This window comes from Caballeronia sp. (assembly GCF_049581465.1).
GTDB lineage: Bacteria > Pseudomonadota > Gammaproteobacteria > Burkholderiales > Burkholderiaceae > Caballeronia.
In genome coordinates this window covers 1-1,781 of the sequence record NZ_JBAUSA010001289.1, presented here as the reverse complement: position 1 = coordinate 1,781, position 1,781 = coordinate 1, and the positions used below count along the sequence as shown (strand labels likewise).

The window sequence follows — 1,781 nt, the reverse complement described above, 5'->3', positions numbered from 1 at the left end:
GATCCTCTGATCTGGCCTCTTTTTATTTCAGGCGTTCAACACCATCAAGACAAAGCCTTATAAGCATCGCGGCATGAACGGAATCCCGTTTTTGAGATTGGAAGCGGCATTCTGTTCACCTAGTCTTTGTGCTGACCGAATCCAACCTGCGGTATTCGGCGAAGTCAAAAAACCAAACCTATCGAGACGACCCTGATGACAGCGCCGCGTGCCTGCCAAGGAACGCTGGAGACGCTGTTTCAGCCTGCTGATAAAGGAGAGCAGCTCATGATGGAAAATCACGCCCAGCCGCTTGGCGGCATTGGAATTACGGAAGACACCCATACGCCGCAGGAAAGCGGCTTTATCGATCGATACTTCCAGATCAGCGCACGCGGCAGCACCCAGCGACGCGAAGTCGTCGCCGGCATCACCACCTTTCTCGCGATGGTTTATTCCGTCTTCGTCGTGCCGGCCATGCTGGGCAAGGCGGGCTTCGACACCTCGGCGGTTTTTGTCGCGGTGTGCCTCACGACGGCATTCGGCTCCTTGTTGATGGGCGTCTGGGCCCGTTTGCCGATCGCGATTGGCTGCGCGATCTCCCTGACCGCGTTCACTGCGTTCGGGCTGGTGCTCGGCAAGGGGCTGACGCCTGCTGTCGCGCTCGGCGCCGTGTTCCTGATGGGCGTCACGTTCACCGCGATATCGGTGACTGGCGTGCGCTCGTGGATCTTGCGTAATTTGCCGGCTGGCGTGGCGCATGGTACGGGCATTGGGATCGGCTTGTTCCTGTTGCTGATTGCGTCGGACGACGTTGGCCTGATCGTGCGCAATCCTGGCGCCGGAATGCCCGTTTCGCTTGGCCATATCACGGCGTTTCCGGTGCTCATGTCGATCTTCGGGCTCGCCGCCATTCTCGGCCTGGAGCGGCGACGCGTACCCGGCGGAATTTTGCTCGTGGTCATTGGCTTGTCGGCGATCGGTCTCGCCTTCGATCCCAACGTCCATTTTCGCGGCGTGTTCGCGCTGCCGTCGCTGAGCACGGCTGGCCACGCCTCGTTGATTGGCGCGATGGACATTCGCGGCGCTCTGTCCATGACTGTTTTGCCGAGCGTGTTCGCGCTGGTCATGACGGCTGTCTTCGATGCCACCGGCACCATTCGGGCGGTTGCGGGACAAGCGGGTCAGATCGATGAAAACGGCCGGATTGTGAATGGCGGTCGTGCATTGACGGCGGATTCGGTCAGTTCGATCTTTTCTGCGTGTTTTGGCGGTGCGCCGGCGGCGGCTTATATCGAGTCGACCGTGGGCGTGGCGGCGGGCGCGAAGTCGGGCTTGGCGGCGGCGACTGTCGGCGTGATGTTCCTGCTGGTGATGTTCGTGTCGCCACTTGCCGCGTTGGTGCCTTCATACGCGACCGCACCCGCTTTGATGTACGTCGGATTGTTGATGCTTGCAAGCGTGAGCAAGCTTCATATGGACGATCTCGTCGATGCGATGTCGGGACTCGTTTGCGCCGTGTTCATCGTGCTGACGGCAAACATCGTGACCGGGATCATGCTTGGATTTTGCACGCTGGTGATCGGGCGCGTGGTGGCTGGCGAGTACAGGAAGCTGAACGTGGGCACGGTCGTGATTGCCGCGGTGCTTGCCGGCTTCTACCTTGGCGGCTGGGCAATCTGACGGTTTTCGTGGGGGCTGGCAACAACGCCCCCTTGGACCTTGCGGCGATCAGTCATCCGCAGCATGTCGAGGCCCGTCGCAAATGCGCTCGCACCGCGTGCTCTGTACGACGCGTGCTC

1 protein-coding gene is annotated in these 1,781 nt (G+C 60.6%); it reads left to right on the top strand.

What is annotated here, in order from left to right; translation table 11 throughout:
• The first annotated feature begins 267 nt into the window (after window positions 1-267).
• Window positions 268-1,662, top strand: a complete 1,395-nt coding sequence (locus WCA53_RS31315; protein ID WP_423920744.1) for an NCS2 family permease — start codon at window positions 268-270, stop codon at window positions 1,660-1,662.
• The last annotated feature ends 119 nt before the right edge of the window (window positions 1,663-1,781 follow it).

Coding starts and splice junctions, on each gene's coding strand:
- WCA53_RS31315 (WP_423920744.1), top strand. CDS start 268: ATGATGGAAAATCACGCCCAGCCGCTTGGCGGCATTGGAATTACGGAA.